This window comes from Undibacterium sp. GrIS 1.2 (genome assembly GCF_040544435.1).
In the GTDB taxonomy this organism is placed as follows: domain Bacteria; phylum Pseudomonadota; class Gammaproteobacteria; order Burkholderiales; family Burkholderiaceae_D; genus Undibacterium.
On sequence record NZ_JBEONP010000021.1, the window covers coordinates 1 to 25,048 of the forward strand.

Below are 25,048 nucleotides of genomic sequence, written 5' to 3' on the forward strand. Positions count from 1 at the left end.
GGCATACACGAGCAATATGTGAAATGCGATTACCAGCCCTATCCCGAACACCTTCTTGCCCGGCTCTTGCTGGTGATTTGAAAAATCCATACCTAACATCCTCCGAATACCGCAACATATTATTTGTTGCTAATCGACCCAAGTAGATGAATAAACATCAATCTAAAAGAACCATAAAAAAATACAATTTACGCAGTCCTGACAGAACAATATTACTTAATTTTATGCAGCATATTTTTACTAAAAAAATGCATTATATGATCAAGCAACCGTTTGCGTACCCTTTCTTTCATCTTATTTTAAGCAAATAGAACAAAACAAACCTCCAGGAAATTGTTACGCTTTTCCTTTATTTAGATTTAAATGCTTAGCAAAATACGCGCCATATCAAATCTAATCAGCTATTGATTCATAAGAAAGCATTTACGGCTTATCAATATGTAAAAAAAGCTGTGTTTTTACCTAAAAAGTGAAAATGAAAGAATCAAAAAATTTCTGATGGCGCATGGAACCACTTCTAAGCTTGGCCTGTCAATACTCGATTTTTTTGATTTCCCTAAAAAACAACAGGCCACTTTTCATAGCTAAATCTCGACTTTAGCTATGCATTTAATTTGTGCTGTGCAGCAAAAATTTGGTGCGTAGATAGTAGAATTTTAATAGAAGTCGTTTTTATTTTGCTGTGCACAAACAATCAGAATAAAATTTTTTTTCTCGCTTAAAACACTCGATAATCAGTTGTATATTGCGCGCGCTCAAATATTCATTTTGGTGCAGAACAACATCAAAACTTAGTCAACGGCTCTCTAATGTGATGTGTTTTTAATATTTCTGTTTAAATCGCGCTTTTTTAGTGCGGAAAAATAAGATAAATATTTTTACAGCATGTGTCACATCGCCGTGACTTACGCTATGGTTACGGCTTTTTTAGGTTCTAAGTATTGATGCTCCTCCATCACGTCTATTACATAACACCTCAAAATAGCGTACGAAGTATCAGGATCGCAGCATCAAAGCCGGCATATTAGAGCCATGTTCATAATAAATGCCCGTTGCAGTAAAAGAGCCACAACCAATTAATCAAGAGGTGTTGCAAGATGCTGTATCAATTCAAATCAAAACTGCATGTACTTGGCCTCATCGGATTAATTTCTTTGAGCTACGCAACCGGGGTTACACCAGCATCAGCGAGCAACCCAGCAGATCCCAATAAAATTGTGCGGCAAGCTTTCGAGGGTGCAGATGATGGTTTTGATATGGCAAAAACACAAAATCATTATTCTGGTTGGGTAGCTGATGCGATTTTTGAACCACTACTTGGTTATGACTATTTGGCACGTCCAGCTAAGTTAGTACCGAAGACGGTTGAGGCAATGCCGGAGGTAAGTGATGAGGGTAAGGTATTTATCTTCAAAATCATTCCTGGTATTTGCTTCTCACCGGATGAGGCGTTCAAAGGTAAAAAGCATGAGTTAATTGCGCAAGACTATGTCTACAGCTTTAAACGCATACTTGATCCAGCTAATCGGTCGCCTCACGCCAGTTTCATTGATGGCAAAATTGTGGGCATGGATGAAGTTCAGGCGAGAGCGAAGAAAACTAACAAATTTGACTACGACATGCCAGTTGCCGGACTAAGGGCAATTGATAAATACACGTTGCGCATTGAACTGAAAAAAACTGACTATAACTTCTTATATGTAGTCGCCTACTCGGGCCTTGGTGCGGTGTGGCAAGGGAAGTGATTGAAAGTTATGGCAATCAAACTGGCATGCATCCAGTCGGTACCGGTCCTTATATGCTGGAGAAATATCTGCCGCGTAGCAAAATATTTCTGAGCGCAAACCCTGAATACCGCGGTTATGTCTGGGACTTCAAATCCTCTGGTTCAGACTGGGACGATCAAATAGTCAAAGTCATGAAGGGTAAGAAGATGCCGCAAGTCGGCAAAGTGGAAATCAGCATCATCGAAGAAGAACAATCGCGCTGGCTAGCATTCCAGGATAAGCAAATCGATGTCGACAAAATGCCGCAAATCGCTGCACCGGTTGTACTGGATGGCGATAAATTAAAAGCGTCTTTTATCGAAGAAGGCGTGAAGATGGAGCGCGTCGCTGACGCAGGCACGACATTCAGTTTCTTCAACATGCGTGATCCCATAGTTGGTGGTTATACCAAAGAAAAAATTGCCCTTCGGCGTGCGATTGCGATGGCATATAGCAACACAGACGAGATTGCGCAAATGCGTTTGGGACAGGCGATCAAAGCTGAAAGCCTGATTCCACCCGATGTCGTGGGCTTTGATCCCAAATACCGCAGCAGCCTGACTTACGATATTCCCTTAGCAAATAAACTATTAGACCATTTCGGCTATAAACGCGGTGCTGACGGCTTCCGCACGATGCCCGATGGCTCACCATTAGTCATTAAAAAAACGATGGAGCCAGCTAATATTTATAAAGTACAGGCCGAGATATTTAAACGCGGGATGGATCAACTCGGCATTCACATGGATTTTTCGGTCAGCAATTTTGCAGACAATTTAAAAGCAGCTAGTGCTTGCAAACTCGTGATGTGGAGCGGCGCGTGGCTCGCTGACTATCCTGATGGCGAAAACTTCCTTCAATTACTGTACGGACCAAAATCTGGTCAAGGCAATCACGCTTGCTATGAGTCACCGGCCTACGATGCACTCTATACAAAAGCGATCTCATTACCGCCGAGTGAAGAACGCAATAAATTGTATTCACAAATGAGTCGTCAAATGGAGGCTGACACGCCGTGGATTATGCATTCCATCAGGGTGCGGAGCTATTTAATTAGACCTTGGATACAAGGATTTAAAAAACATCCTATCGTCCATTCAGATTGGATGTACCTTGACGTTGCACCACATTAAGTACGAATTGTTAATCAAGTTAAACACAATCATAGTTAATATGCTGGCAGGCAAAAAGATATATGCCGCCCATATATGAAACCTATATATGAAACCTATATTTATGTCAGAAAACTGTTGTATCAAATGTCCTAATCGGTCACTTAAGCAGGAGACCCAGTAATAATGAAATCCCAGTCAGTTATGCACACTTTCTTTAAAAAGTATCAACGCCATCTCAGAAAAATAGCGCTCGCTGCCAGCCTCATTTCCATCGGCTCATCACAACTAGCCGTCGCCGCTACTAATCCTGCAGATCCTGACAAAGTGTTGAAATGGGTATTCAATGTAGCTGAAACTGGCTTCGACCCTGGCGCGGCAAAAGACTTGTACTCAAACGGTGTCAACTACGTCATCTTTGAAACTCTGTACTCCTATGACTACCTGGCAAGCCCGGTCAAACTGATCCCCCGCGCAGCGGAGAGCATGCCAGAGGTTTCTGCCGACGCAAAAACCTACACCATCAAATTAAAAAAAGGGATTTACTTTACGCCTGATGATGCCTTCAATGGCAAAAGACGTGAATTGACCATGGCGGATTACATCTACACGCTAAAGCGATTGATGGACCCCAAATTATCTTCACCTCACTCCTGGTTATTATCGGGGAAAATTGTTGGATTAGATGAATTGGCCGAGCAAGCCAAAAAAACCAACAAGTTTAATTACGATACAAAAATCGCTGGTCTGGAATTGGTAGACAAATACACTCTACGCATTCACCTTACCCGCCCGGACTTCAATCTTGGTTTGATCTTGGCACACAACCCGACCGGGGCGGTCGCGCGGGAAGTAATAGAAAAATATCAGGACTTACAAGGTCAAGTTATGGGCCACCCCGTTGGCACCGGCCCCTATATGGTGGCATTGGATGAATGGGTACGTGGCTCCAAAATCATTTTGTTAGCCAATCCAGATTATCGTGGCGATGTTTGGGACTTCAAAGGCGGAGCTAGTCCTGAGGATCAAAAAATCATGGCGGCGATGAAGGGCAAGCGCATGCCGCAGATTGGACGCATAGAAATTAATGTCATGATAGAAGATCAGTCGCGCTGGTTAGCTTTCCAAGGCGGTGAAATCGACATCTTTGAACTCGAGGGTCCTCTGGCACCTCAGGCACTAGACAACGGCAAATTAAAACCTGCATTAGTCAAAAAGGGCGTCCAGTTATCACGCATCCCAGATCCGGAAACCAGTATTTATTACTGGAATATGCAAGACCCGGTTTGGGGCGGATTAAGTAAAGAAAAAATTGCCTTACGCCGCTCGGTAGCACTTGCACATAATATTCAGGAAGAAATCGACATCGTTTACAACGGCAATGCGGTCAAGCTTGATTACCCGATTCCACCTGGCGTTGTTGGATATGATGCCAACTATAAAAATAGCATTCAATATAACGTCGCCGCAGCCAATGCTTTACTAGATAAATTTGGCTACAAAAAAGGTCCGGATGGATTCCGTACCCTGCCCGACGGTAAGCCACTAGAAATCCGCTACACAGCCCGCTCCGGAGCAGTCGGCAAATTACAAACCGAGGTCTGGAAAAAAACCTACGACTCGATTGGCATCAAAATGAAAGAGGACTTAGTCCAGTTCTCTGAGATGCTAAAAGCGGAAAAAACCTGCCAGCTTCAAACTCGCAACTCGCCATGGATTGCTGACTACCCCGACGGTGATAATTTCATGCAACTGTATTACGGCCCGAATATTGGTAGCACCAATAATGGCTGCGTCAAACTGCCTGAATACGATAAATTATATGAAGAATCTCAGAAACTCCCTCCCGGAGAGGAACGCGATGCACTTTATCACAAGATGGCACGCATCATGGAAGTCAATACCGCACAAATGATGGGTTTCGCACGCTATAGAAATATGCTGGCACAAGCACGCGTTATCGGCTACAAAAAGCATCCCATCATTTATGGCGAGTGGATGTTTTTCGATGTCGAAAAAAGTAAATAAATAAGCTCCCTTAGATCGTTAGAAAGTATTCCATGACAGCCTATATCCTGCGTCGCTTATGGCAAATGGCTCCCACTATGCTGGGAGTGATTTTGCTGGTGTTTTTCTTATTCAATTGGGTGGGCGGCGATCCCGCCTACATCCTCGCAGGCAAAATGTCGAACGCCGCACAGATCGCCAACATCCGTACTCAGCTTGGGATAGACCAGCCCTACTACGTACAACTGGGTATTTTCATTAAGCAAATTGTGACCTTTAATTTTGGTACCAGTTGGAGTACCGGTGAAGCGATCTCATCCATCATTACTACGCGCCTAGGACCATCGCTGACGGTATTAGTACCATTAACTATTCTCGAAACGCTGTTTGCGATTGCGCTGGCACTGGGCATTGCATTCAAACGCGGCAGTCTCACAGACCGCAGTGTGATGGTGGCATGTACCGTTGGCATGTCGATCAGTATTCTGGTCTACATCATTGTTGGTCAATACTTTTTTGCTTATAAGCTAGGACTGTTTCCTGTGCAGGGTTGGGGCAATAGCTTTGCAGAAAATCTCTTCAAGTATTCCGCACTTCCAATCTTGATAGGACTGGCAGTCAGCGTCGCGCCAAGCTTGCGTCTATTCCGCACTTTTGTGCTGGACGAAGTTAACCAGGACTATGTGCGCACAGCACGCGCCAAAGGTGTATCCGAGAGCCGGATTAAATGGGTGCATGTGTTACGCAACGCCTCTATTCCCATCATTACTCATGTGATGTCAAATTTGCCTGCCCTACTTGTCGGCTCATTTTTGATTGAACGCTTTTTCTCCATCCCCGGCATAGGCCGCGAGGTGATTGCTGCCGTAGATAGTAGCGACTTCCCGCTAATCAAAGCAGTAACGGTGTACGTCGCCGCAGCCACGATGTTATTTAATTTGTTAGCCGATCTGTTGTATCAAGCGGTTGATCCACGAGTTCAGTTGAAATAAGGCCAAAAGAGAATGTCGACGTCAATATCAACAAATTCAATGAATTCAAAAAACTCAACTGATCAAACAGTTTCTCCAGGTTTGTGGGCCTTAGCATGGCGTCGCTTACGAGCAGACAAAATCGCCATGATTGCCATGTCCGTTGTGGCAGCTTTTTTAGTCGTGCTGGTGCTCTCCGCCAGTGGCTTAATCGCCTCTGACTGGGAGCAAGAAATCGCGATGAGCTATGCACCGCCCGGTTTTATCGGCGCTGATGCCGTGAAAACTGAAGCAGCAAAAGCCGAAGCACCACCACCAGAAAACCCGCTTGATCCGTTAGCGGATGTTTTGCGCGAACTGCGTAAAACGCCGGGCAATCAACAACCGCCTAGCGTCAATGAATACGGTGTTCCCGATCCTCTGGCAACAGAGATGAAAGAAATTTATACCGAGCTGGCGAAAAAAGGCAAAGCGGTCGTCGCAGAACGGGTACCAACCCTCCCCTTTGGTGCAGATAAATGGGGTCATGACATCATTAAGAAAACGATTAAGGGAGCAGAAACTTCGATTGTGGTGGGTCTGGTAGCGGCTTTTCTGGCGACTTTGCTAGGGACCTTATTCGGTGCTATCTCCGGTTATTTTGGTGGTCGTGTGGACGATCTGTTTAACTGGTTCTATAGCATCTTTACCTCTATCCCTTACTTGCTATTGATCTTGTCGGTCGCCGCCGTGTTGCAACAAAAAGGTGTGACGACCATCATTTTGATTCTGGCATTTACCGGCTGGACTGGACCTTTCCGTCTGATCCGGGCTGAATACATGAAGCATAAAAATCGTGAATACGTCTGGGCAGCAGACGCGATTGGCGCATCACATTTCCGTAAAATGTTTATTCATATCTTCCCGAATGTCAGTCATGTGGCTCTGGTGCAAGTATCTATTCTGGTAGTCGGATTTATTAAGTCTGAAGTGATTTTGAGTTTCCTCGGTTTTGGTGTCCCGGTCGGTGTGGTGTCATGGGGCAGTATGCTCAATGAAGCACAAAACGAACTAATCTTGGGTAAATGGTGGCAGCTAGTGGCTGCGACCGCAGCCATGGCGGTGCTGGTAACAGCCTTCTCGCTGTTCACCGATGCCTTGCGCGATGCGCTCGACCCTAAGCTGAAATAAGGACAGACCATGAGCCAAGAATCATTATTAAAAGTTGAAAATCTGCGCGTCTCTTTCCGTATCAATAAAAAAGAAAGCGTAGAAACTGTCAAAGGGATTTCTTTCGATATTCCGCGCAACTCTACCGTCGCTCTGGTCGGTGAGTCTGGTAGCGGCAAATCCGTCAGCTCACTGGCAATCATGGGGTTGCTACCACCCGATACCTCCAGTATTGCGAAAGAGAGCAAGATCACATTTGAAGGCCGCAGCCTGCTTGATTTAAGCCTCGCAGAACGTCGCCAATTATGTGGCAAAGACATCTCCATGATTTTTCAGGAGCCCATGACCTCGTTGAATCCAGTGTTTACGGTCGGCTTCCAGATCGGCGAAGTCTTGCAACTACATATGGGGATGAACGCCAAGCAAGCGCGAGCAAGATCCATCGCCTTATTGGAAGAAGTCGGCATCCCCGACCCTGCTAATAAAATTGACGCTTACCCTAGCCAGATGTCCGGCGGGCAGCAACAGCGCGTGATGATCGCGATGGCAATTGCCTGCGAACCTAAATTGCTGATCGCGGACGAGCCGACAACCGCGCTCGACGTCACGATACAAAAACAAATCATCGATCTGATCGAGGCATTACGGGTAAAGCACAATATGTCCGTGCTGTTTATTACCCATGATCTGGCATTGGTTGGCGAGATTGCCGATAAAGTGATCGTCATGCGCAGCGGCGAAATCCGCGAAGCTGGCGATGTCAAACAGATATTCCAAGCACCAAAGGATACCTATACCCAGGCGCTGCTGCATTGCCGCCCATCCCTAGATTCGCGTCCATGGCGCTTACCGGTGATTGCAGATTTTATGAGCAATATCGAGAAAACGGGCAGCATCGTTATAGAACATAAAGAGCGGCCGCGTGGATTAAACGGCGACGAAGATATCGTGCTCGATGTACGCGGTTTGGGTAAAAGTTTTTACACCCGAGAAGGCTTCTTCGGCAAAAAAGAATTTCGGGCAGTAGAAGATGTTTCCTTCAAACTGGCGCGCGGAAAAACTCTGGGTGTCGTCGGCGAATCCGGTTCTGGCAAGACAACGGTGGGCCTCACGTTGATGCGCTTGCACCAGGCAACGGCTGGTCAGGCAATCTTTGAAGGCAAGGATATTTTATCCATGTCTAACAAAGATTTTATGCAGTACAAGCGCCGTATCCAGATCATTTTCCAAAACCCTTATGCGTCGCTCAATCCACGCTTCACGGTTGGACAAATTTTGATGGAGCCCATGCAAATCCATAGCATAGGTGCCAATGATAGTGAACGCGCAAAAATGGCCTATACCTTGCTGGAAAAAGTCGGCCTGCCAGCAATCGCCTTCCATCGCTATCCACACGAGTTTTCCGGCGGACAACGCCAGCGTATTGCCATCGCGCGCTGCCTGACGATGAAGCCAGAAATACTCATCTGCGACGAATCGGTATCCGCTCTAGATGTCTCAGTGCAGGCACAAGTACTGAACCTGCTGCAAGATTTGCAGGAAGAATTTGGCCTGTCATATATCTTTATCTCCCATGATCTGGCCGTCGTGAAGTACATTGCAGATCAGGTAATGGTAATGAATAAGGGCAAAGTCGTGGAGCTGGCAAATTCAGATGAGCTATATCGCAATCCGACGCAGGCTTATACCAAGACCTTGCTGAATGCGATCCCGCGCGGCTTACACGCTTAGTTTGCAGACTTGTGTACAAACTAAATTGAGCGCTTCGGCAATCTGCTTGCATCGGACTTAGGGGGAAAGTAGGAACTTGCGTAAAACGGACAATTGTTTTTAGCACCTCATTTGTTTTGCACAAGTTTTATTGAAGAAATTAAAGATACTCCCCCTATTTTTTATAAAATATGCCCTATTGTCCAATAATTCTATGGATAATTAAATATACTAATAGGGAGTATCAATATTTACCTGTATATAAGCTGATGAATACCACCTCAGATTCACTGCTGTGGGAGCTAACGCCAATTTTGGGCAGATACAGGAGTGAAAAAATTTGCCGACTAGACGACTACCATCTACAATTCCGTCCTGTTGAGGAGTTACTCTAATTTGTTCGCAGTTGCATGCGAGTAAAACGAAGGCAATCTCAACGCTGAACACCCAAGGAGTTTTTTAAAACCTATTGATCGAGATCGATTACTAACTGATACTCGATATGGATTTTAGAAGTTCCCATAACCTTAGTCCAATAAATATGCGCCTCCACAATCCATTTTGGCCTGTAAGCCGCAGAAACAATGGACTACCCCATGGAGTTAATATGGCATTTCTGCAAGGCAAAAAAATCCTGATCACTGGTTTGCTCTCAAACCGCTCTATTGCTTATGGCATCGCCAAAGCTTGTCATCGTGAAGGCGCAGAGCTGGCTTTTACTTATCAAGGTGAGCGTTTCAAAGACAGGATTACCGAATTTGCGAAAGAGTTTGATAGCGCGCTGGTATTTGATTGCGACGTTGGCAGCGACGAGCAAATCAATGCAGTATTTTCAGATTTAAGCAAATCATGGGATGGTCTAGATGGTCTGGTGCACGCAATTGGCTTTGCCCCGCGCGAAGCAATTGCAGGTGATTTTTTAGATGGTTTGTCGCGTGAGTCATTCAAAATCGCCCACGATATTTCCGCCTACAGTTTTCCTGCACTAGCCAAAGCCGCATTACCGATGCTGCGTAAAGATGCTGCCCTGCTGACCTTGTCTTACCTTGGTGCGATCAAAGCGATTCCTAACTACAACACCATGGGTTTAGCTAAAGCATCGTTGGAAGCATCGGTACGTTATCTGGCGGAATCGATGGGCAAGCGCGGCGTCCGCGTGAATGGTATCTCTGCCGGTCCGATCAAAACTTTAGCCGCCAGCGGTATTAAAGATTTCAGTAAATTATTAGGATTTGTGGCGGAACATTCACCCCTGCGCCGTAATGTGACCATCGACGACGTGGGCAATACCGCAGCCTTCTTGCTATCCGATCTGTCGGCTGGCATTACTGGCGAAATTACGTATGTTGACGGTGGCTTTTCGCATGTAATGGGCATCACCACTGAATAAGCATTCCAGCTAAAAACAAGGGAGCAAAGGCACAGTCAATGCGCCTGCTCCCTTTTTTATTTGAAAATGAGTGGACTGAATGCCTTGGTCGAAATAAAGATCGTATCACCGGTCTTCAAACCATCTACCTCATCTTGTGAGGCAATGATTTCGACAATGTCCTGACCAACCAGCAGCGACAAAACAAACACTACTTCTTCTTTGCGTATCGCCAATACCTGAGCGCGCAAATTCAATTGTCCCGGCACCCGCTGCTGTAAAAATACTTGCGCTGGCGAGCCTGATTGCTTTACCGTCCCCTGCTCTATCACGTGTACTTGTTGTGCCAATTTAAATACTTCGCCCATGTCATGGCTGACCAAAATGGTCGTCAAGCCCGACTGATGATGCAGGGTCGCAAGCTCATCCTGCAATTGAGCGCGCATATCAACATCTAAGGCGGATAAAGGCTCATCTAGTAATAATAGTTTGGGCTTTCTCGCTAAGGCACGCGCCAGGGCAACGCGTTGCTTCTGGCCGCCAGACAAAATACCAGGTAATCTATCCTGTAATTCTGTCAAACCGGTCATCGCTAATAACTGATCAACCCAGGCTGCTTGCTGCGTCGTTACAGCATAAGCAACATTAGCACGCACACTCAGATTGGGAAATAAAGCATAGTCCTGGAAAACAAAACCAATCTCCCGCTGCTGCGGTAGCAGACATATTTTTTTACTCGAGTCAAACCAAGTTACGCCGTCCACAATCAGGCTACCGCTATCGGGCACAGTCAGTCCCGCCAGCATCCGCAATAAGGTAGTTTTGCCCGCCCCGGATACGCCGAACAGACTGACTAAATCACCGCGCTTGATGTCGATATTTACATCCAGCTGCATGTGACCATTAGCGCTGTGCAACTGCTTTTGTAGGTTGATGTTAATCATCACAGCATCTTCAACATTCTTTTGTTATTGACATAGACGAGTAACAAAATCGCAAAGCTAATGACGAATAAAATCATCGCGTAGAAATGTGCCGCTGCATAATTTAAGCTTTCAACCTCATCATAAATAGCGATGGAGGCAACCTTGGTCAAACCAGGAATATTCCCGCCTATCATTAAGACCACACCAAACTCACCTACGGTATGAGCAAAGCTTAAAACGATGCCGGACAGCAGCGCTGAACGACAATTCGGTAACAAAACACGAAACAGACTATACAGATCAGACTTACCCAAAGTACGCGATGCTTCGATCAGCGATATAGGTAAGTTTTGTAAGCCAGACTGCAAAGGATGCACCATAAATGGCAAGCTAAAAATCACCGAACCAACAACTAAGCCAGCGAAACTAAATACCAGTTTCCACCCTAGCGCGATTTCCAGCCAATGACCAAATGCATTCTGCGGACTAAACGCCAGCAACAAATAAAATCCCAATACCGAGGGCGGCAAGACCAAGGGCATACTAACCAAGGTTTCTAATACGGGTTTAAAACGGTTAGGGGTGTACGCCAACCAAAACGCTAGCGGAATGCCGATTACCAGCAAAATACAAGTCGTCAATCCTGCCAGTCGAAAAGTCAACCAGAGCGGTTGCAAATCTGGCATAGATTCAAACCAATTCATAAAACATCCCCGACGAATAAACTCATCTCGTTTGATTTAACCAGACCCTCGACCTGATCACCGACTGCGAATGCCAAACTGCGCGCCGATCTTGTTGTGATCACTGAGCTTAGCTCAAAGCCATCCATATTTATCAAGACACGCGTCAACAACTGGCCATACTCGATAGCGGTAATGGTAGAGGCCATACGGTTACGCAAACTGATCTGGCCTGATAAATTTTTCGCTAAAGCGACTTCGGTTTCTTTAAATAGCAAGCTCACAACTTGCCCGGTTTTCCATGCCTCAAGGTGATCTGTAGCACCCAATAAGGTCGCAGTAAACTGATGTGCGCCAACCTGCACATCGACTATCGCAACGCTGCCATATGCTTCAATAGCGATGATCTGCCCGGGAAGTTTATTCATGGAAGCAAATAACCATAACGTTCAAAAATGGCGCGTGCTTTGGCGGAATAGATAAAATCAAAAAATTGTTGCGATACTTTTGCATGATTGTCTTTGCCGTATTTAAGAATTACCGCACCTTGCGCGATCGGCTGATAACTTGCGCTGGGCACGTCTATCCATTTGCCCTGGCCTTTCATTTCTGGCGACAGCACTACCGACTTGGCCGTAAATCCAATGTCAGCGGCACGCGACTGTATATATTGGTTGGTCTGCGAAATACTCTCGCCAAATACCAACTTGGGCTGCAAAGACGTAGTCAGTTTGTAATATTGCAGCGTATTCATCGTCTCACGACCATAGGGTGCAGTCTTAGGATTGGCCACCGCAATTTTATCAATCGCTTTACTGCTTAACAGCGCTTGCCAATCACCCAGATCGACATCCTTCATCGTCCATAAGACTAAGGCTCCGTTGGCATACACTTTAGGTGGCACAACGCTAAAACCTGCTTTATATAATTTCTCAGGAAACTCCATATCGGCAGATAAAAACACATCAAACGGCGCACCATTCATGATCTGCGTGACGAACTTACCGGAAGAATTAAAAGTGCCCTGAACATCGTGTCCTGTTTCTTTTTTAAATTCAGATTTCAAATCATCAAAGACGTACTGCACATTGGCAGCAACTGCAACTGTAATCGTATCGGCGTTAGCGACCTGTGCGACCGAGCTGGTGAGGGTAAAAAATATCGCCGTAAAAAAGCTAGGGAAGATTTTCATTTTCAGACTCTTTCAATATAAACTAGGTATAACTTACGAAAAAATATCCCAACAAGACTTAGCAGCGAAGACAGTACTTTAGTTCGGCTAGACTTTGCATTGCAGCTGGGAAAATTTTGCGTAAGCCGATTTGCGTAAGTCGTTTTACGTAAGTTCGACTAGAGGTTAAATGCCAACAAATGCATACGCATGCTACCAGACCAAGCAATTTCCTGAAACAAGACTATGACTGCCGTACCAGCCCCTCAATTTGGCACGAAGAGCGCCAAGCCCAATCAAGCATTGGTCGTACCACACAACACTTGTGAAAAAATTTTTGCTCGCTTGCTACGATTGCTATTCGCTATTAGCAGTTTTAGTTTATTGGTTTTATTCATTTCATTCTTGCCAAAGACAGCAATCGCCGCCAGTAATTGTGAAAAAAACTCGACTGAGTTTAGAAATTGGCCAGCTTGGGAGACGTTCAAGAAGAATTTTATTAATGAAGGCGGACGGGTCGTTGATGCCAGCACACCGCGCTTTCATAGTTCCTCCGAAGGGCAAGCTTATGGACTATTTTTTGCCCTGGTCGCTAATGATAAGAAGAGCTTTGATTTCTTATTAAGATGGACAGAAGCAAACCTGGCCGGCGGCGATCTTACCGCGCGTTTACCGGCCTGGTATTGGGGTAAAAAAGACGATGGTAGTTGGGGTGTAATTGATCAGAATTCTGCATCAGATGCCGATCTCTGGCTCGCCTATACCTTGGGTCAAGCAGGCACTCTCTGGAATGACAAACGATACACGGCATTATCAACATTAATCGGTAAACGTATTCTGCGAGAAGAAACCGCAGACCTGCCAAAGCTAGGACTGAGTCTATTGCCAGCACCATCGGGGTTTACGCCGACAACAAGCAGCTGGAAGCTCAACCCTAGCTACACACCAATCCAAGTCATGCGCTGGTTTGCCAATAATGGTCAGGATGAACGCTGGGAAAAGTTATTGCATTCCTCGGCGCAAATCATTATCGGTGCGTCACCCAAAGGTTATAGCCCGGACTGGATTATTTATGACAGCGCGAAAGGATATGTTATCGATAGCCAAGGTCAGGAAAAAGGTAACGGCGGCTACAATGCGATCCGTGTCTATTTATGGGCAGGTATGTTGCCAGAGAAGGAATCATATAAAAAAGCGCTTCTTACAGCGCTCAAACCTATGGCAAGCCTGGTGGAGAACAAAGCGTTTCCGCCAGAATTTATTAACGTGAGCACCGGAGAAATCAACAAACCCGGCTCCACCGGATTCTCGGCTGCGATGCTACCGTTTTTAAAAACTATCGGTTATAAAAAAGCATGGGAAGAACAAAACCTGAGGATTTCTGCTTTACTCATAAAGCCAGACGCCTATTACGACCAAGTGCTTGCGATGTATGCACTTGGCTGGCAAGAGCAGCGTTATCAATTTCACGCAAATGGCAATTTAATGCCGCAATGGAAATCCAGCTGCGGAAAATAATACGGTTAATCTGACAAATTGGATTTATTCATTGCCTTCAATCACAAATCCGTGCTTTTTCTACAGAAATACTGTATTATCGCGTTTTTGCACTGCAGCACAAGTTTCAGTGTACTAAATATTAATTTGCAGCACCGCAAACCCTGCACATTTGTGACATCACAAATGATGCGATGTAAAAGCCCTCCCGCCCTGCATGTCCAGTACGACCTTTTGGACATCATCCCGGCGCAAAGCTTTTTGTGCCGAAATTTCATCGTTTCCTTCTTGGTATTCTTTGTTCATTTCGTTTGGTTAGCGTTGCTTTTTTACGCGCATTGTATTTGCACTGCGCTGATTTTTAACGAAAGATTAGAATGACTTTTGAAGCATTAGGCCTACACACGTCCGTTATCCGCGCCCTGACTGACGCTGGTTATACAAAACCTACAAGCGTTCAGGAACAAGCTGTTCCTGCTGCGATTAGTGGTCGTGATTTGTTGGTATCTTCACAAACTGGTTCAGGCAAAACTGCCGCCTTCATGTTGCCAGCCTTGCACAAGTTTGCAAGTGCAGCAGAAACCGACTTAGAAGCGGCCGGCAAAACGCCAAACCAAGCGCAACAATCAGCACGTGCACGCGGTGATCGCCCGCGCTTTGTTGCTGCAAAACCAAAAATGTTGGTACTGACACCGACACGTGAATTGGCTCTGCAAGTAACGACAGCAACTGACAAATACTGCGCCTATATGAAGCGCGTTAAAGCAGTGTCGATTTTGGGTGGCATGCCTTATCCAAAGCAGATGCAATTATTATCCCGCAACCCAGAAATTCTGGTCGCTACTCCAGGTCGTCTGATCGACCATATGGAATCCGGCAAAATTGATTTCTCCGAATTAGAAATTTTGGTATTAGACGAAGCCGATCGCATGTTGGATATGGGCTTTATTGACGACATCGAAAAAATCGTTGCAGCAACACCAGCAACACGTCAAACCATGTTGTTCTCTGCAACATTGGATGGCGTAGTCGGTAACATGGCACGCCGTATCACTAAAGATCCTATGGTCATTCAGATCGCTGGCTCTGCAAGTAAGCATGAGAACATCAAGCAAAAAGTCCACTTTGTTGATGACATGTCTCACAAAAATCGTTTGCTCGACCATTTGTTGCGTGACGAAACGGTTGATCAGGCTGTTATCTTTACTGCGACTAAACGTGATGCAGATACCATTGCTGATCGTTTAAACATCGCCGGTTTTGCTGCTGCCGCTTTGCATGGCGACATGCATCAAGGTGCACGTAACCGCACATTAGATTCTCTGCGTCGTGGACAAGTCCGCGTATTGGTGGCAACTGACGTTGCTGCTCGCGGTATTGACGTTCCAGCGATTACACATGTATTCAACTACGACTTGCCTAAGTTCCCGGAAGATTACGTCCATCGTATTGGCCGTACTGGCCGCGCTGGTCGCAATGGTGTTGCAATTTCTCTGGTAAATCATGCTGAAGGTATCAACGTTAAGCGTATCGAACGTTTCACTAAGCAATTGATTCCTGTCGAAATTATCGAAGGCTTTGAGCCTAAGAAAACAGCATCTACATCGCATAGTGCTGCACGCAAGCCAAGCGGCTGGCGTCCAGGCGACAGCCGTGGCAACAGCAGTGGTGGTGGCTATCGCGGCAATAACGCTGGCTCTGGCAACAGCAGCAGCGCGAACGGCAATCGTAGCGAAGGTAGTGGTTATGGCGCGAACAAACCAGCACAACGCACATTCAGCAAACCAGCTGGCAGCACCAGCGGCGCGCCACGCAGCGAAGGTGGTTACAAAGGTAATCGTACTGGCGATACTGGCAATGCACGTCGCTCATTTGGCGATCGTTAATACTGGTAAATGTATCGGCAAATATTTGTCGGCAGCGAACAAAAGCGACCCTTGTGGTCGCTTTTTTTATGGACATCAAAAGTAAACGTAAAAAAGTAATCTCGCCCGTCTCAGAGTATCCGCTGAGACTCAAAAATAATATACTCCCCTACCAAAATCCATAAATACTGCCTACTGTCCAATTACTATATGGACGATTAAAATATACATCCCCATAGTATATTTAATACCAAAAATAATTGCGGCATATCGACTGACGCACACCTCATCAAAAAAAACTCATAAACTGCTCCTACTACAAGCTTGATAACATCAATACACTATAAGATTTACGCAAAGTTATCCCGGCAAAGGCGCAGCGACGAAGGCAGTAGTTTAATGTATAGCTAGGTGCCGCAACACAGCTAGGACGTTTTTGCGTAGTCCTACCTTGCCAGGTGCTTCAACGATGCTCTGCAAGCACTTATAGTGAGTATCACTGTACAGCTTTGGACAGAGGCTGTGCATCTCGTTTAGTATGGTGCCTGTAATTCAACTTTGTCATCACTGATAAAACCTACGCGATTCTCATTACTCAATTTATATGACATCAACAGTATTATCCGAGGCACCAGCATCCCCGATACGGCTTACCTCTTTTTCACATGGTGGCGGTTGCGGCTGCAAAATCGCGCCAGGCGTCTTGTCTGAGATTTTAAAAAAATCGACTGGCTTCCCCGTGCCGGCTGCCCTGATGGTGGGCATAGAAACCGCCGATGACGCTGCCGTGTATAAACTCAATGACGAGCAAGCACTCATAGCCACCACGGATTTTTTCATGCCGATCGTGGACGATCCATATGACTTTGGTCGCATCGCTGCCACCAACGCTATCTCCGACGTGTATGCGATGGGCGGCACTCCGATTATGGCGCTGGCGCTGGTTGGCATGCCTATCAATCAATTGCCAATTGAGGTCATCGGCAAAATCATTGCGGGTGGAGAATCCATTTGTGCTGAGGCAGGTATCCCGATTGCGGGCGGTCACACGATTGATTCAGTCGAACCGATTTATGGTTTAGTCGTACTCGGTTTAGTGCATCCCTCCAAAGTCAAACGTAATGCCGATGCCAAAGTCGGCGACAAACTCATTCTCGGCAAACCGCTGGGTGTGGGCATTTTGTCAGCAGCGCTCAAAAAGCAAGCACTAGACGAGGCAGGTTATGCCAGCATGATTGCCAATACCACCAAGCTCAACCGGCCTGGCATGGCATTAGCAAATATGAGTGCAGTACACGCAGTCACCGATGTCACAGGTTTTGGTTTGCTTGGACACCTGTTAGAAGTCTGTCGTGGCGCGAATGTGTCCGCCCAATTGACGATGTCGCACATACCGCTTCTACCAGATGTGCAGCAATTGGCAGAGGCCGGATTTATCACGGGTGCCTCCGCTCGCAACTGGGATGCTTACGGACATGATGTTGTGTTGGCGGAGGGTATCAGCCCAGTTCAACAGGCGCTGCTCAGCGATCCGCAAACCTCGGGAGGCTTATTAGTTTCCTGCTCGGCCGATGCGGTGGAGGATGTATTGGCTTTATTTAAAGCAGACAATTTTTTTGATGCTGCCGTCATCGGTGATATCGTTGCAAAATCTGGTGATGCAGCAAATGTCCTGGTTGGCTTATAGGAAGTATCTCGGTTTTTTATTAATCTTAGGACTTACGCAAAACCACCCCAGCTGCGTTATAGCTCCTAGCTGTACCAAAGTACTATCTTCGTCGCTACGCCTTGCTGGGACAATTTTGCGTAAGTCCTAAATCTTAATTTTTCAGAGCTTTAAAATAAATCATGATGAATCAGCTAGAACAACTTAAAAAGTACACAACTGTAGTTGCCGACACAGGCGATTTTCAGTCCATGAAAGCCTATGCGCCACAAGATGCGACGACCAATCCGTCGCTGATACTAAAAGCCGTCCAGAAAGCAGAATATCGTCCCTTGTTAGAAAAAATTGTCAGTGCACATACTGGCAAAGCAAGCGATGACATCATCGATCATTTGCTCGTCGCTTTCGGTTTAGAAATTTTGAACATCGTCCCGGGCCGAGTCTCTACTGAAACAGACGCACGCTTATCTTTTGATACAGAAGCCACGGTTGCCAAAGGGCGCAAACTCATTGGTTTATACGAAGCAGCAGGCATTACCCGCGAACGTATTTTGATCAAAATTGCCTCCACATGGGAAGGCATACGTGCAGCAGAGATTCTGGAAAAAGAAGGTATCCGCTGCAACATGACTTTGCTATTCTGCTTGCCGCAAGCAGTTGCATGTGCCGAGGCTGGTGCGCAATTGATCTCCCCGTTTGTGGGGCGCATCTACGACTGGTATAAAAAGCAAACAGGACAAGAAATTTTCGGCGCCGATGATCCTGGCGTCCTGTCAGTAAAAAAGATTTATACCTACTATCGCAAGTTTGGCTATGACACAGAAATTATGGGCGCCAGCTTCCGGAATACATCGCAAATACTGGAGTTAGCCGGTTGTGATTTACTGACGATCAGTCCAGATCTGCTGCAAAAATTAGCCGATACGACCAGCACGATCAGCGCAAAATTAAACAAAGAAACGGCATTAGCTTCTGATCTGCAAAAAATCAGTCTGAATGAAAAAACTTTCCGTTTCCAGTTAAATGAAGATGCGATGGCAACCGAAAAATTATCCGAAGGTATACGCGCCTTCTGCGCAGACACAGTAAAGCTGGAACAGATCATTGCTGAAATAGCTTGAAAAAACAGCTTAAAAATATGACTGTTTAAAGTAAATGGGGCAAACACTGCCCTATTTTTTCGTCTCAGTTTTTGACTATTTTCTGACTAAATTAAATGTAGTGAACGGAAGAAGGCATGAATAAAATCATAGAATTATCCACCTGGAACAGGCGAGAACACTTTGAGTTTTTTTCAAAACTAGATGAGCCTTTTCATGGGTTGGTAGCAAACATCGATTGTTCTCTCGCCTATCAACATTGCAAAGAGCAACAGCAATCTTTTTTTCTTTTCTACCTGCACAGCATATTACAAGCAGTTAACCAAACCGAGGCAATGCGCTACAGGATTGAGTCGGGCAAGGTGATTGATTATTCGATCATCCACGCCAATGCTACGATTGATCGTGCGGATCACACTTTTGGTTTTTGTCAGATCAATTTTGATACCGACTTCAGCAAGTTTACGCTTGGTGCAAAAGAGTCTATGCAAAAAATTAAAGAGACGAGTGGCTTGTGTTTGAGTGAAGATACCAACCGTAACGACGTGATACATTTTTCAGCCATGCCGTGGATCAGTTTTACAGGGTTGACACATGCCCGCCATCTGGATGGTAAGGACAGCGTCCCCAAAATTTCAGTTGGAAAGTGCTTTCAACAAGATGGCAAACTCATGATGCCTGTTGCGACTTTTGTGCATCATGGCCTGGTCGATGGCTATCATGTGCATCAGTTTTTACAAGGGCTGGAGCATTTGTTTAATACTGAGTATTAAACCGAATTTGCGCTAAGTTTGAAATAAACTGAGATTTTCTATTAGGATTTGAGTTGATGACGGATGTATTTTTCGAGGCAGTTTTGGTCTGAGTTTATTGTAAATAAGACGCTCATGGCTAGCCATGAGCAGCAACAAAGAGCATCGGAAATAACCGAAAATGCGCCGTCAGCACTCAAATAGCACCTTTGGTACGCCTAATGGGAAATCTCGGTTAACTACCAGTGACGACAAAATGAAAAAGGACTATGAATTTTCATAGTCCTTTTTACCGATGTGAACCCACAGTCAATCATCTCCGGCGAATTAAACCGCCAGCATATAAGCTCCCGTCAATGCAATACCGCAGCCACCAAGCTGGATCAGTGACTTCATCCGCGCACTGTTGGCAAATAAGCCGATACTCAATCCAGTAATATGCAGTAACAAAGTCGCTAGTACAAAACCTGCACCAGCCATCGCAATCGAAGCATTGGGCGACATTTCAGCACCATGTGCATAGCCGTGTAATGCGCCAAAGACAGACACCATCGTTGCAGCCAGCCAGACCGGCATCTTGACTGCAAATGCAATCAGCAAACCTAGTATGGCAAGTGAACTCGCGATCCCCGTTTCTACCATCGGTACAGCGACACCGGATCGCGCGAGCAGCGCACCTGCGATCATCATTAACGGAAAACTCAATGGTAAAACCCAAAGCGCCGATTGCCGGTTTTGTGCAGCCCATAAGCCAATCGCTACCATTGCCAGCAAATGATCAAGACCAGAAAAGGGATGCATAAACCCTTCTACAAAGCCCATGGTGTCATGATGCACACCATCATGCGCAAATGCAGAGACGCTAATCAGGCACAATAGGCCGACAACGATCCCTCGGACTGAACTAGTTTGTGTCTTACTCACTTAGATCTCATCAATAAAAATGCACCGGGTCGGCGCAAACGAATGTGATTTTGCAGAATGCAACTATCTTACGCAAAAAACGTGCCGCTGATTTCTTGCAAATTTTTCGCTGGCCTCTCGCTAGCTTCTCGCTGATTGCGCATTGCCACTTCATCTCACAGTTTCTACGCCACGATTCGCCAGTTGATCCGCACGCTCATTACCCGGATGCCCGGCATGTCCTTTGACCCATTTCCATTCGATCTGATGAACACTGCGGGCAGCATCCAGTTGCTGCCATAAATCGACATTTTTTACAGGTGCCTTAGAAGCGGTTTTCCAGCCTTTCGCCTTCCAGCCTTGTATCCATTCCGTGATGCCTTTTAACACGTACTGACTATCTGAATGCAGCACAATCTGGCATGGTCTTTTCAGCACAGCCAAAGCTTGGATCACAGCCATCAGCTCCATCCGATTATTGGTGGTATTCCGCTCACCGCCAAATAATTCTTTCTCTTTTTCGCCTGCGATTAGTAACGCTCCCCAACCACCAAGACCAGGATTACCTTTGCAGGCACCATCTGTAAAAATTTCTATCTTATCCATTTTTTTTGCTGCGATTGGCCACCGGCACGGCATTGCCTAAGGCTGCTCGTTTGTGCTTCCATGCAGGGCCAATCAAATGCATTCCTTTAATTCGTTTAATTGCTTGTATTGCGTATACCGCGCCGAAATACGGCCACCAGCGCTGACCAGCATTCTCTATCAATCTGGCACGGTTGAGCCATTTTTCTGTGCGAAATGGAGGCGCATAACATCCGAAATCGGCATGATTGACTTCCATATTAAGTAATTTTAGCCAATCCTTCATACGCGGCACACTAATAAAATCGCCTTCTTCCGGTAAAAAATAACTTTTACCGATGCGTCCCGCTGCCTGCCTTGCACCCCATAAACTTGCGCGATTAAAGCCACAAATAATGACGCGCCCCTCTGGTATCAAAATCCGCTCTACTTCGCGCAAGACCTGATGGGGCTCGGCCACAAATTCCAGTACATGAGGTAACACCACTAAATCGATACTTTGCGAATGAAATGGTAATTCGCAAAAATCATGTGTTACAACAATAGGCGAACGGCTATTTTTCTGTTCCGCTTGAGTATTGCCTGTGATGACAACAGTATTCTCTTGGAGTGGAATTAAGACGTTATTGGTACGCCATTTATTCGGCATACGGCTGGCGCTTAGAGCATCGATTTGTGGCAAACCAATCTGCAAAGCATTGAAGCCAAAAATATCCACCGTCAAACGATCCAGCAAAGCTTGCTCCCACTGCATGATGTAAGCACCGGACGGCTGTGCTAGCCAGGTGCCTAGGTCTATAATGGAATTTTTATCTGTATTCATTGTGGAATTTATGCTTAGTGCAACTAGTACAAATGGGGCAATTGTGTCCGCCAGCGAGCTTACAAAAAACCGAGCCCTTAGTATATTGACTGTCCCGGCATTTGACGACAACTATCTATGGCTAATACACAATGGTACCTATGCAGTAGCGGTTGATCCTGGTGACGCAACGCCTATCTTGGCCGCACTGGATGAGCATAATTTACGCTTGTCAGCAATTGTGCTAACTCATCATCATCAAGATCATATCGGCGGCGTCCCGGCCTTGCTCAGACATCTATCCGTACCCGTATTCGGCCCCGCAAATGACAATATACAAGCGGTAACTCAGCACTTAAATCAAGGTAACGAAATTACGCTGCCCGGCATCAATTTAAAACTACAAGTGTTAGAGGTACCTGGACATACTTTGGGTCATATTGCTTACTTCGCCAAAGAGCAGCACTGGCTGTTTTGTGGAGATACTTTGTTTGCTGGCGGCTGCGGCCGTTTATTTGAAGGTACACCAGCACAAATGTTGACATCACTCGATCAATTAGCATCCTTACCAGATGACACTGCTGTGTATTGCGCGCACGAATATACGATGTCTAATCTACGTTTCGCCAAAGAAGTCGAGCCTGAGAATCTCGCTCTAGTTGAACGCATCCAGCGCGAGCAAGATAAGCGCGATCATGGTATTCCGACCGTCCCTAGTCAGATCGGATTAGAAAAACAAACTAATCCTTTTATGCGCATCAGAGAGGCATCTATTCAAGCGCGCCTGATCGCCGCTGGAAAAATTACTGCCGGCCAAGACGATGCCAGCAATTTTGGTGCTTTACGTGAATGGAAAAATCATTACCGATGAGAGTATTTGAAATAGTATTCAAAACAGTATTTCAAATAGCGCTTGAGAGATCGGCAAAGTAATCAAAGTTAAGCATCAAAAATCCAACCATCAAAAAATGTCTTTAGAAATCCCCTCAAAAAAACATCCTACACCAACTCTCGCATTGTTTTGTAAAGTCGTAGATAACTATGGAGACATAGGGATTTGCTGGCGCTTTGCCAAACAATTAGAACAAGAGCATGGCATCCAAGTCACTTTATGGGTCGACGATCTACGGAGTTTTCAGCGGATTTGCCCTGAGGTTGCCATTGACCTCGACCGACAAAAAATTGCGAACGTGACAGTACAACATTGGCGCGATCAAGACGGTGTATTTGTCGCCGATGAGATATCAGATATTGTGATTGAATTTTTTGCCTGTGACATACCGCCAGCGTATATTGCGGCGATGGCAGAATGCAATCCGCGTCCGGTATGGCTCAATCTGGAGGGTCTTACCGCTGAAGAATGGGTGGAAGGTTGCCATACTCTGCCGTCCCCGCATCCAAGACTGCCGCTGACCAAATATTTTTTCTTCCCGGGATTTACGAACAAAACTGGCGGTTTGCTACTAGAATCAAACTTGGAGCAACAACGTCAAGAATTTCAATCTGATCAAACTGGCATGGCAGCTTTTCTTGGCCAATTTGGCGTTACAGAGAGCGAGATGAGCTCGCTGAAAGTGTCCCTGTTTTGCTATCCGCAAGCGCCAGTGTCTGCATTGCTTAATACTTGGCAACAAAGTGACGTGGCAATGACTTGTCTGGTACCAGATGGTGTTGCTGCCGATGCGATTGCTGCGTTTATAGGACAAGAGCCAAAGGCTGGCGTATCCGCAACGCGAGGCGCATTAACTGTGCGTGTGTTGCCATTTATCCCCCAAGCTGATTACGATAAATTGCTGTGGGCATGTGATCTGAATTTTGTTCGCGGAGAAGACTCTTTCGTCCGCGCACAATGGGCGGGCAAACCTTTTATCTGGCACATCTATCCGCAAGACGAAAACTTACATCACGTTAAATTGAACGCGTTTTTGCAACGCTATGTAGGTACAGCAGCAGGTGCAGGTGCAGGTGCAGGTGCAGGTGCAGGTGCAGGTGCAGGTGCAGAAACTAATGCGGAAACTACAGCAAAAAGTTTGATTGAGTTCTTTCTAGCCTGGAATGGCGCTGCAAAAATGGAAGATAGTCACTTGTTGGCCAATAGCTGCGGAAATATCTGGCCACGATTCCGGGCTGACATACCAAAAATTGCTGAAATATCTAATCATTGGCGACAGCAATTATTAGAAAATGGGGATTTAAGCACCAATTTGCTCAAGTTTACTAAGGCGATTCAGCAAGCGGCAGTTTAGCTGTGGCTAAAATAGGTTAAAATACGCGGTTAATTTTCGACGTATTTTAAAACGACTTATCTAATTCAGTCAGATGTAGGCTTGCAAGGCTCATTATCTATCGTAGCCAATCAGTGACGACAGTAACTGACACCAGCAAGTGACAGATGATTTTTATGCAACCACCTTTTTACGTATATTCACTATGAAACCTGCAAAAGAAATTCGTGTTGGCAACATTATTATGGTCGACAGCAAGCCGATGATCGTTCTGCGTTCTGATGTCAATGGCTCCAGCCGCACGGGCTTCACCTACAAGTGGAAGATGAAGAATCTGCTGACCAACAGCCCTCAGGAAAACGTATTCCGCGGCGACGACAAATTTGACGTTGTTGTACTGGATAAAAAGCCTGTCACATATTCTTACTTCGCTGATCCTTTGTATGTATTTATGGACGCTGACTACGAGCAGTTTGAGATCGAAGAAGAAAATTTGGGCGATGCCCTGCATTACCTCAAAGATGGCATGGAATGCGAAGCAATTTTTTATGATGGCAAAGCGATTTCGGTCGAACTGCCAACAACGATCGTTCGCCAAGTTGTGTATTCAGAGCCAGCAGTTAAAGGCAACACATCAGGCAACGTATTGAAAGAAGCCAAGATTGAAAATGCGATTGAAGCGCATAGCCACAGCGTTCAAGTACCGTTGTTTGTTAGCCAGGACGATATGATTGAAATCGATACCCGGACTAACGAATACAAGCGCGTGATTCGTAACTAAGACGTAGT

Annotated in this window: 22 protein-coding genes; 15 read left to right on the plus strand and 7 right to left on the minus strand. The window is 45.8% G+C overall.

Annotated features, from left to right (window positions below):
• The first annotated feature begins 1,097 nt into the window (after nucleotides 1–1,097).
• The 7 genes from AAKU61_RS10895 to fabI all read left to right on the plus strand — a co-directional run bounded on the left by AAKU61_RS10895 (nucleotide 1,098) and on the right by fabI (nucleotide 10,105).
• The gene (locus AAKU61_RS10895) at nucleotides 1,098–1,745 is read left to right on the plus strand and encodes an ABC transporter substrate-binding protein (protein ID WP_354332127.1); all 648 of its coding nucleotides are present in this window, start codon (nucleotides 1,098–1,100) and stop codon (nucleotides 1,743–1,745) included.
• Nucleotides 1,742–2,899, plus strand: a complete 1,158-nt coding sequence (locus tag AAKU61_RS10900) for an ABC transporter substrate-binding protein (RefSeq protein WP_354332129.1) — start codon at nucleotides 1,742–1,744, stop codon at nucleotides 2,897–2,899. Before AAKU61_RS10895 ends, AAKU61_RS10900 begins: the two co-directional genes overlap by 4 nt.
• A gap of 165 nt (nucleotides 2,900–3,064) precedes the next feature.
• Entirely contained in the window at nucleotides 3,065–4,906 is a 1,842-nt protein-coding gene (locus AAKU61_RS10905; protein WP_354332131.1) for an ABC transporter substrate-binding protein, read from the plus strand.
• A gap of 32 nt (nucleotides 4,907–4,938) precedes the next feature.
• The gene (locus tag AAKU61_RS10910) at nucleotides 4,939–5,877 is read left to right on the plus strand and encodes an ABC transporter permease (protein WP_354332133.1); all 939 of its coding nucleotides are present in this window, start codon (nucleotides 4,939–4,941) and stop codon (nucleotides 5,875–5,877) included.
• 39 nt (nucleotides 5,878–5,916) lie between these two features.
• Nucleotides 5,917–7,026 (plus strand): ABC transporter permease, encoded by a 1,110-nt coding sequence (locus AAKU61_RS10915; protein WP_354332135.1) that lies wholly within the window; start codon nucleotides 5,917–5,919, stop codon nucleotides 7,024–7,026.
• 9 nt (nucleotides 7,027–7,035) lie between these two features.
• Nucleotides 7,036–8,736 (plus strand): ABC transporter ATP-binding protein, encoded by a 1,701-nt coding sequence (locus tag AAKU61_RS10920; protein ID WP_354332137.1) that lies wholly within the window; start codon nucleotides 7,036–7,038, stop codon nucleotides 8,734–8,736.
• 586 nt (nucleotides 8,737–9,322) lie between these two features.
• Nucleotides 9,323–10,105, plus strand: a complete 783-nt coding sequence (fabI, locus tag AAKU61_RS10925; RefSeq protein ID WP_354332138.1) for an enoyl-ACP reductase FabI — start codon at nucleotides 9,323–9,325, stop codon at nucleotides 10,103–10,105.
• 56 nt (nucleotides 10,106–10,161) lie between these two features.
• Here the strand turns inward: fabI and AAKU61_RS10930 are convergent, their stop codons facing one another.
• Genes AAKU61_RS10930 through modA form a run of 4 tightly spaced genes read right to left on the minus strand, consistent with a single transcriptional unit; the run spans nucleotide 10,162 to nucleotide 12,885 of the window.
• The gene (locus tag AAKU61_RS10930; protein WP_354332140.1) at nucleotides 10,162–11,028 is read right to left on the minus strand and encodes an ABC transporter ATP-binding protein; all 867 of its coding nucleotides are present in this window, start codon (nucleotides 11,026–11,028) and stop codon (nucleotides 10,162–10,164) included.
• The gene (modB, locus tag AAKU61_RS10935; protein ID WP_354332142.1) at nucleotides 11,028–11,714 is read right to left on the minus strand and encodes a molybdate ABC transporter permease subunit; all 687 of its coding nucleotides are present in this window, start codon (nucleotides 11,712–11,714) and stop codon (nucleotides 11,028–11,030) included. The genes AAKU61_RS10930 and modB overlap by 1 nt, the downstream gene beginning before the upstream one ends.
• Nucleotides 11,711–12,121 (minus strand): TOBE domain-containing protein, encoded by a 411-nt coding sequence (locus tag AAKU61_RS10940; RefSeq protein ID WP_354332144.1) that lies wholly within the window; start codon nucleotides 12,119–12,121, stop codon nucleotides 11,711–11,713. The genes modB and AAKU61_RS10940 overlap by 4 nt, the downstream gene beginning before the upstream one ends.
• Nucleotides 12,118–12,885, minus strand: a complete 768-nt coding sequence (gene modA / locus AAKU61_RS10945) for a molybdate ABC transporter substrate-binding protein (protein WP_354332146.1) — start codon at nucleotides 12,883–12,885, stop codon at nucleotides 12,118–12,120. Before modA ends, AAKU61_RS10940 begins: the two co-directional genes overlap by 4 nt.
• A 225-nt stretch (nucleotides 12,886–13,110) precedes the next feature.
• On the opposite strand from modA, the gene bcsZ reads away from it, so the two are divergent.
• The 5 genes from bcsZ to AAKU61_RS10970 all read left to right on the plus strand — a co-directional run bounded on the left by bcsZ (nucleotide 13,111) and on the right by AAKU61_RS10970 (nucleotide 19,765).
• Nucleotides 13,111–14,382 carry a cellulose synthase complex periplasmic endoglucanase BcsZ gene (gene bcsZ / locus AAKU61_RS10950; RefSeq protein WP_354332148.1) on the plus strand — a complete coding sequence of 424 codons (1,272 nt, stop codon included), beginning with the start codon at nucleotides 13,111–13,113 and terminating at the stop codon, nucleotides 14,380–14,382.
• A gap of 356 nt (nucleotides 14,383–14,738) precedes the next feature.
• Nucleotides 14,739–16,247 (plus strand): DEAD/DEAH box helicase, encoded by a 1,509-nt coding sequence (locus AAKU61_RS10955; RefSeq protein WP_354332150.1) that lies wholly within the window; start codon nucleotides 14,739–14,741, stop codon nucleotides 16,245–16,247.
• 583 nt (nucleotides 16,248–16,830) lie between these two features.
• Nucleotides 16,831–17,913: a selenide, water dikinase SelD gene (gene selD, locus AAKU61_RS10960; RefSeq protein ID WP_354332152.1), complete on the plus strand. Its 1,083-nt coding sequence runs from the start codon at nucleotides 16,831–16,833 to the stop codon at nucleotides 17,911–17,913.
• Nucleotides 17,914–18,077: 164 nt separating this feature from the next.
• Nucleotides 18,078–19,013, plus strand: a complete 936-nt coding sequence (gene tal / locus AAKU61_RS10965; protein ID WP_354332233.1) for a transaldolase — start codon at nucleotides 18,078–18,080, stop codon at nucleotides 19,011–19,013.
• A gap of 116 nt (nucleotides 19,014–19,129) precedes the next feature.
• Nucleotides 19,130–19,765 (plus strand): CatA-like O-acetyltransferase, encoded by a 636-nt coding sequence (locus tag AAKU61_RS10970; protein ID WP_354332154.1) that lies wholly within the window; start codon nucleotides 19,130–19,132, stop codon nucleotides 19,763–19,765.
• Between the two features lie 306 nt (nucleotides 19,766–20,071).
• Here the strand turns inward: AAKU61_RS10970 and AAKU61_RS10975 are convergent, their stop codons facing one another.
• From AAKU61_RS10975 to AAKU61_RS10985, 3 genes are all read right to left on the minus strand, one after another.
• A complete protein-coding gene (locus AAKU61_RS10975; protein ID WP_354332156.1) occupies nucleotides 20,072–20,668 on the minus strand; it encodes a HupE/UreJ family protein in 597 nt (198 codons plus the stop codon).
• 150 nt (nucleotides 20,669–20,818) lie between these two features.
• On the minus strand, nucleotides 20,819–21,253 hold the full coding sequence (gene rnhA / locus AAKU61_RS10980; RefSeq protein ID WP_354332158.1) for a ribonuclease HI: 435 nt from the start codon (nucleotides 21,251–21,253) through the stop codon (nucleotides 20,819–20,821).
• On the minus strand, nucleotides 21,246–22,055 hold the full coding sequence (locus AAKU61_RS10985) for a class I SAM-dependent methyltransferase (RefSeq protein WP_354332160.1): 810 nt from the start codon (nucleotides 22,053–22,055) through the stop codon (nucleotides 21,246–21,248). Before AAKU61_RS10985 ends, rnhA begins: the two co-directional genes overlap by 8 nt.
• Nucleotides 22,056–22,140: 85 nt before the next feature.
• On the opposite strand from AAKU61_RS10985, the gene gloB reads away from it, so the two are divergent.
• The 3 genes from gloB (at nucleotide 22,141) to AAKU61_RS11000 (ending at nucleotide 25,040) form a co-directional block, all read left to right on the plus strand.
• The gene (gloB, locus tag AAKU61_RS10990) at nucleotides 22,141–22,905 is read left to right on the plus strand and encodes a hydroxyacylglutathione hydrolase (protein ID WP_354332162.1); all 765 of its coding nucleotides are present in this window, start codon (nucleotides 22,141–22,143) and stop codon (nucleotides 22,903–22,905) included.
• 97 nt (nucleotides 22,906–23,002) lie between these two features.
• On the plus strand, nucleotides 23,003–24,280 hold the full coding sequence (gene earP, locus AAKU61_RS10995; protein ID WP_354332164.1) for an elongation factor P maturation arginine rhamnosyltransferase EarP: 1,278 nt from the start codon (nucleotides 23,003–23,005) through the stop codon (nucleotides 24,278–24,280).
• Nucleotides 24,281–24,464: 184 nt separating this feature from the next.
• Nucleotides 24,465–25,040, plus strand: a complete 576-nt coding sequence (locus AAKU61_RS11000; RefSeq protein ID WP_322118025.1) for an elongation factor P — start codon at nucleotides 24,465–24,467, stop codon at nucleotides 25,038–25,040.
• Nucleotides 25,041–25,048 lie beyond the last annotated feature (8 nt).

Bases quoted from the DNA above. Each gene is read 5' to 3' on its own strand.
- AAKU61_RS10895 (WP_354332127.1), top strand. From the start codon at position 1,098: ATGCTGTATCAATTCAAATCAAAACTGCATGTACTTGGCCTCATCGGA.
- AAKU61_RS10905 (WP_354332131.1), top strand. From the start codon at position 3,065: ATGAAATCCCAGTCAGTTATGCACACTTTCTTTAAAAAGTATCAACGC.
- AAKU61_RS10910 (WP_354332133.1), top strand. From the start codon at position 4,939: ATGACAGCCTATATCCTGCGTCGCTTATGGCAAATGGCTCCCACTATG.
- AAKU61_RS10915 (WP_354332135.1), top strand. From the start codon at position 5,917: ATGAATTCAAAAAACTCAACTGATCAAACAGTTTCTCCAGGTTTGTGG.
- AAKU61_RS10920 (WP_354332137.1), top strand. From the start codon at position 7,036: ATGAGCCAAGAATCATTATTAAAAGTTGAAAATCTGCGCGTCTCTTTC.
- fabI (WP_354332138.1), top strand. From the start codon at position 9,323: ATGGCATTTCTGCAAGGCAAAAAAATCCTGATCACTGGTTTGCTCTCA.
- AAKU61_RS10930 (WP_354332140.1), bottom strand. From the start codon at position 11,028: ATGATTAACATCAACCTACAAAAGCAGTTGCACAGCGCTAATGGTCAC.
- modB (WP_354332142.1), bottom strand. From the start codon at position 11,714: ATGAATTGGTTTGAATCTATGCCAGATTTGCAACCGCTCTGGTTGACT.
- AAKU61_RS10940 (WP_354332144.1), bottom strand. From the start codon at position 12,121: ATGAATAAACTTCCCGGGCAGATCATCGCTATTGAAGCATATGGCAGC.
- modA (WP_354332146.1), bottom strand. From the start codon at position 12,885: ATGAAAATCTTCCCTAGCTTTTTTACGGCGATATTTTTTACCCTCACC.
- bcsZ (WP_354332148.1), top strand. From the start codon at position 13,111: ATGACTGCCGTACCAGCCCCTCAATTTGGCACGAAGAGCGCCAAGCCC.
- AAKU61_RS10955 (WP_354332150.1), top strand. From the start codon at position 14,739: ATGACTTTTGAAGCATTAGGCCTACACACGTCCGTTATCCGCGCCCTG.
- selD (WP_354332152.1), top strand. From the start codon at position 16,831: ATGACATCAACAGTATTATCCGAGGCACCAGCATCCCCGATACGGCTT.
- tal (WP_354332233.1), top strand. From the start codon at position 18,078: ATGAATCAGCTAGAACAACTTAAAAAGTACACAACTGTAGTTGCCGAC.
- AAKU61_RS10970 (WP_354332154.1), top strand. From the start codon at position 19,130: ATGAATAAAATCATAGAATTATCCACCTGGAACAGGCGAGAACACTTT.
- rnhA (WP_354332158.1), bottom strand. From the start codon at position 21,253: ATGGATAAGATAGAAATTTTTACAGATGGTGCCTGCAAAGGTAATCCT.
- AAKU61_RS10985 (WP_354332160.1), bottom strand. From the start codon at position 22,055: ATGAATACAGATAAAAATTCCATTATAGACCTAGGCACCTGGCTAGCA.
- earP (WP_354332164.1), top strand. From the start codon at position 23,003: ATGTCTTTAGAAATCCCCTCAAAAAAACATCCTACACCAACTCTCGCA.
- AAKU61_RS11000 (WP_322118025.1), top strand. From the start codon at position 24,465: ATGAAACCTGCAAAAGAAATTCGTGTTGGCAACATTATTATGGTCGAC.